Source organism: Mesorhizobium sp. M7A.F.Ca.US.006.04.2.1, from assembly GCF_004022915.1.
Taxonomy (GTDB): domain Bacteria; phylum Pseudomonadota; class Alphaproteobacteria; order Rhizobiales; family Rhizobiaceae; genus Mesorhizobium; species Mesorhizobium ciceri.
This window is the reverse complement of sequence record NZ_RZQA01000567.1, coordinates 1-4,247: the sequence shown is the minus strand read 5'-3', so window position 1 is coordinate 4,247 and position 4,247 is coordinate 1. Positions and strand designations below refer to the sequence as shown.

Sequence of the window (4,247 nt, the reverse complement as noted above, 5' to 3'; positions counted from 1 at the left end):
GGGCTGTGAGCTCATGACGGCACGCAGGGAGACGGGATCCCGATCACCGCCTCGGGGATGCGCGCGGTTTCGCCAATCATTCCGACTTCGACTCTGGACCATTTCTGAGCGTGAGGCGACCAAGCCCTGAATTGTGCGACACGATCAATCATGGAAAACGTCTCTCGCATGTAGCGTTGCGAATGTCCTGTTATGTTCTGCTGAATAAGTGACGGCAGGTTGCCAGGCAACGCCGACAGGACAATGCGATAAATCAAATCCGAAAACCACATAGCATGGCAAATGCCCCGGCATCGGCGATTCGCCTTCACGCAAAGGCAAGCTCGCGAAAGATGCGCCGGTGATCGCAATTTTCTTGGAACCAATCCTCCCGGCGCGCGACCAAGCGATGTGTCCAAACATGGTCAGCTTGTGGCGGCCGCATTCGACCGCCATTGCATCGAATGCATGAGTTATCTGCCACTCCCCGCATATCACCTCACGGCCCTAGCCTCGTCCGTCCTGCATTGTTGAACCCGACAACCCTTTGCTTACTATATGGTTTTCCAGGCCTTGCCGGCTGCTCCTATGCGTGCTTACTTGTGGTTGTTTTCATGAGGGGGATACAATCATGCGTTTTCTACTTGCTGCGGTCGCCATGCTGTCGTTCGCCGCCACCGCGGCTCTGGCCGATCCAGCTTCGGATTTCAAAAGAGCCGATCAGGCATTGAACCAGACCTTCAAGCAAATCCAGAAGCGGCTTACGGATGATTCCGACGGCAAGGCACGGTTCGTGAAAGCGCAGAGAGCGTGGATTGCGTTCCGCAACGCCGAATGCACGTTTCAATCCAGCGGTGACGATGGTGGCTCCGCGGCGCCGATGGTTGCCGCTGCTTGTCAGGCTGACCTGACCAAGGCCCGCACCAGGCAGTTGAAGGCCTACCTGAACTGCCAGGAGGGTGACCTCTCTTGCCCGGTGCCATCAGAATAATCTGGAGTGACAAAATGCCGAATTTCAAGATGAGATATGTGCTGATCGCGCTTGTGCCGTTGGCGGTTGCCGGTTGCGTCAGCGCTGAGGATCAGCGCGCAATGGATCAGCAACAGTGCGCGTCTTACGGCTACAGGCCAGGAACCAACAGGTTTGCCGACTGCATGATGCAACAGACCTCACAACGTTCAGAAGATGAGCAGCGCTCATTGGATCGCATGGCCGCGCAAGAACAGAGAGACAAGGATCGCAAGGAAGCGCGTCGAAAGGACGACAGCTACATCGATCCAAGGCCGAGTTACGACAAGGACGGCAATCCGAATTTCGACACTCAAGGCAATTACCAAGGGTGTCACGGCGCGGGATGTTTGGTCGACAATCCAGACAATAACGATGACGATGACCAGTAGGCTGGCTCCGCGAGGCTCTCCTTCCTGCCCCCTATAGTCCGGACCTCAACCCAATCGAGAAACCCTTCGCCAACTTCAAGCACTACATGCGGCGTTGCGCCAGGTGCAGGCTAGAAGTCAACCCAAATGCGAACCGCTCTACCTCTGGCGAACAGCCGGGAAATGCCGATCCTGCACACGCGATCCGCGATTCCATCAGCTTGAAGGATGGTTCCGGAACTTTTTGCCGCAATGGCAGGTTCGAGCGACATGACGAAACTATCTGACCCCTGGCCCGCCGTTCCCAGCAAGCTGCACGGCGGCCAGGATATCCCGGAAGAGAGCATTTCTATCCATGCTCATACCGCAGGCAGACGGTTGACCGGCGCGATTTACTCCAGGTGTTCTGGAGGAAGAGCCGGGGCATTGAGCGCTGGAACCGAGCCAGCTGCAACGATCATCGAATTTCCCCGAAGAAAGTACCTGCCTCTAGAAGCGCTTTCGGATCAGGGGCCGTTTCAGGGCAAAGCGGGCGATATTGTCGAGCGTTCTTGGCACCGCCATCTCCCCGATGCCCTCAATGGCGCCCTTGGCCGCTGCGTCCTCACGAAAGCGCACTATCCATTCTTCCGTGAGGCTGTCCCGTTGAACAGTGAATCTCGAATTGGCGGTGTCTTCCGGGACCTGGACGCCCATATAATCCGCCACAGCTTCCAGATAGGGCCGTGGGTCTTGCTGCAAATCTTCGTAGACGAATTGACGACAATCCAGCCCCGCAAGTTGTAGGTAGGACCTCCAGAACGCATAGCTTCGATCAATCTGGAAATACGCTTGGCTGATGTCGGCGAAGCTATAAGGAACAGAGCGCGGATTGACTTTCCCTTCGTGCCGGCTCGTCCACACTCCAGACATCCTAGCTCGGTAGAACGAAATAGCTTGCTGAATTCGGTCGCGACGTTCCAACAAAATGAATTCCAAGCCGTGTTTTCTTCGAATCTCGAATAGAAAATCCTTTCCGAATTTCTCCTTACACCAGGCCAGATGGCGCGGAAACAACTTGATCGCAAACCGCCCGTTGTCGGTCGACGCTTTCTCGATGACCGCTTTTTCAAGATCATCATAGGTGCGGGGATCGAAACGTAGATAGGCCGGATCAAGCCATTCCTCCGACCGTCCCATCAGGCCAGTTGCGTTCGTCAGGCTTCCCAGCCAGTTCGAACCGCTTCTTCCCTCTGTAAGAATCGCAACGCCCCGCATAAACTCCTCACTTCACCTTGTCCCGGAACGCATGCCGCAAGGCCCGCTTATCTTCAACCCAAATCAGTGCTGCGTTCCCGCCCCAGGTCCAGGAACACCGTGCTCAGCTTATTGCCGCCGTGATCTTCGTTGCCATCTTGTCGGCATCACCAGGGCTTTGGCTGGATTCTAGACCAGATGACCACGCAATTCATCTAGGACGCCGCATCGGCCGCCATCGTCATCGTGGGCGTGTTCGCCGTCGCCGACACGTCGCCACGCGATTGCTGCGCCTGCCCAGGAGTGTCCTCTGTCGAATAACCGTGAGGGTTGTTTTCGCCGCCATCACTATTTTTGTGAACCAATTCACCCGAGGCGCGACCAAGTGATGTGTCCAAACATGGTTCATCAAGGAGAACGTCTTATGTTTACTGTCTCGAGAAACGTCTTTTTGGCCGCCATCGCCGTTTCGGTGCTGGCCGGCTGCAAGACAACCGCTCCCAGGGAATGCGACAAGCTGAAGCCTGGCGTCACCTATAACGGCAAATGCTGCGGCATCGGCGAGCCTTGCCGCGAAGGCAAGGGCGGCGGCGACAGGCCGGGAAATACGCCTGATCCAGCGCCGCAATGATCTGATTGCGTGTCGCCCGTTCCGGTCAGCGCTGGGACGGGCGGGTTGCGCTCGAAAGCTCGCCAACGTCCAGCCTCCCCTTGAGGCACCGAAATCGTCCACCTCTGTGTAACGCGCGCCCTGGACGGCCCTGTGCCACGCTGTGCCCTGCTTATCCCAAGTGAGGCGTTCTTCCGCCAGCACCTCGACGCTGCTCATCCCGCGCGTCATGCCCACGCGCTTTGTCTGGCGAGCCGGCCAGCATGTCGATCCAAGTCTGATTTGTCTGGTTGGATGGTGGGCGTGACAGGGATTGAACCTGTGACCCCTGCAATGTCAATGCAGTGCTCTCCCGCTGAGCTACACGCCCATCCGAAGCCGCGCATACACCATTTTTGATCCAGCGCGTCAATAGCAGGAAAAAGGAAAGAAGGCGTCGTCTCGCCGCAGTGGCGAAGAGGTGCGGCGCCTCGCCTAGAAAACGGCTCAGGCCGCCTGCAGCATCTTCTCCACCTCGTTGACGAGGTCGCGCAGATGGAATGGCTTCGACAGCACCTTGGCGTCTTTCGGCGCCTTGGAATCCGGGTTCAACGCAACGGCGGCGAAACCGGTGATGAACATGACTTTCAGATCGGGATCGATCTCGGTGGCGCGGCGCGCCAGCTCGATGCCGTCCATCTCCGGCATGACGATGTCGGTCAGCAGCAGCGAGAACGGCTCTTCGCGCAGCCGCTCATAGGCGCTGGCGCCATTGTCGAAATCGCTGACCTGGTAACCGGCGCGCTCCAGCGCCTTGACGAGGAACCGACGCATATCGTCGTCGTCTTCCGCCAGAAGAATGCGTGCCATGATATCCTGTCCGAATCACCCGCCCGAGATTGCCGTTGGGCAAGCCCGTTAACCATCCTGTATATGAGGAGGTGAGGGTAAACATCAAGTGAACGCGGACGGCGATGATCCATATTTGCCGGGGGTGTGCCGCCGCTGAAATGCTGGACACGCGGCCTGCAAGGTGGCACTTTCACATCATGATGCACTGGTG

The 4,247-nt window shown here is 57.4% G+C and carries 6 protein-coding genes and 1 tRNA gene; 3 read left to right on the top strand and 4 right to left on the bottom strand.

The genetic code is table 11. The features are described from left to right. Nucleotides 1-144 precede the first annotated feature (144 nt). Nucleotides 145-435 carry a hypothetical protein gene (locus tag EN925_RS25360; protein WP_127368816.1) on the bottom strand — a complete coding sequence of 97 codons (291 nt, stop codon included), beginning with the start codon at nucleotides 433-435 and terminating at the stop codon, nucleotides 145-147. Nucleotides 436-637: 202 nt separating this feature from the next. Between EN925_RS25360 and EN925_RS25355 the strand changes: the two genes are divergently transcribed. Both EN925_RS25355 and EN925_RS25350 read left to right on the top strand, forming a co-directional pair. Beyond that, a complete protein-coding gene (locus tag EN925_RS25355) occupies nucleotides 638-970 on the top strand; it encodes a lysozyme inhibitor LprI family protein (protein ID WP_224621359.1) in 333 nt (110 codons plus the stop codon). Between the two features lie 14 nt (nucleotides 971-984). Continuing rightward, the gene (locus EN925_RS25350) at nucleotides 985-1,380 is read left to right on the top strand and encodes a hypothetical protein (RefSeq protein ID WP_013529710.1); all 396 of its coding nucleotides are present in this window, start codon (nucleotides 985-987) and stop codon (nucleotides 1,378-1,380) included. A 468-nt stretch (nucleotides 1,381-1,848) separates the two neighbouring features. Here EN925_RS25350 and EN925_RS25345 read toward each other — a convergent pair whose 3' ends face one another. Continuing rightward, nucleotides 1,849-2,616, bottom strand: coding sequence for a Stf0 family sulfotransferase (locus EN925_RS25345; RefSeq protein ID WP_027161395.1), 768 nt, complete (start codon nucleotides 2,614-2,616; stop codon nucleotides 1,849-1,851). A gap of 403 nt (nucleotides 2,617-3,019) precedes the next feature. On the opposite strand from EN925_RS25345, the gene EN925_RS25340 reads away from it, so the two are divergent. Then, nucleotides 3,020-3,226: a hypothetical protein gene (locus EN925_RS25340; protein WP_013529712.1), complete on the top strand. Its 207-nt coding sequence runs from the start codon at nucleotides 3,020-3,022 to the stop codon at nucleotides 3,224-3,226. A 274-nt stretch (nucleotides 3,227-3,500) separates the two neighbouring features. Here the strand turns inward: EN925_RS25340 and EN925_RS25335 are convergent. Both EN925_RS25335 and EN925_RS25330 read right to left on the bottom strand, forming a co-directional pair. Beyond that, a tRNA-Val gene (locus EN925_RS25335) sits at nucleotides 3,501-3,575 on the bottom strand. A 116-nt stretch (nucleotides 3,576-3,691) separates the two neighbouring features. Beyond that, nucleotides 3,692-4,054, bottom strand: a complete 363-nt coding sequence (locus EN925_RS25330; RefSeq protein ID WP_006199474.1) for a response regulator — start codon at nucleotides 4,052-4,054, stop codon at nucleotides 3,692-3,694. Nucleotides 4,055-4,247: the final 193 nt, after the last annotated feature.

What these genes read in the sequence shown, in the direction of transcription:
- EN925_RS25360 (WP_127368816.1), bottom strand. Translation starts at nt 435, where the DNA reads ATGGCGGTCGAATGCGGCCGCCACAAGCTGACCATGTTTGGACACATC.
- EN925_RS25355 (WP_224621359.1), top strand. Translation starts at nt 638, where the DNA reads ATGCTGTCGTTCGCCGCCACCGCGGCTCTGGCCGATCCAGCTTCGGAT.
- EN925_RS25350 (WP_013529710.1), top strand. Translation starts at nt 985, where the DNA reads ATGCCGAATTTCAAGATGAGATATGTGCTGATCGCGCTTGTGCCGTTG.
- EN925_RS25345 (WP_027161395.1), bottom strand. Translation starts at nt 2,616, where the DNA reads ATGCGGGGCGTTGCGATTCTTACAGAGGGAAGAAGCGGTTCGAACTGG.
- EN925_RS25340 (WP_013529712.1), top strand. Translation starts at nt 3,020, where the DNA reads ATGTTTACTGTCTCGAGAAACGTCTTTTTGGCCGCCATCGCCGTTTCG.
- EN925_RS25330 (WP_006199474.1), bottom strand. Translation starts at nt 4,054, where the DNA reads ATGGCACGCATTCTTCTGGCGGAAGACGACGACGATATGCGTCGGTTC.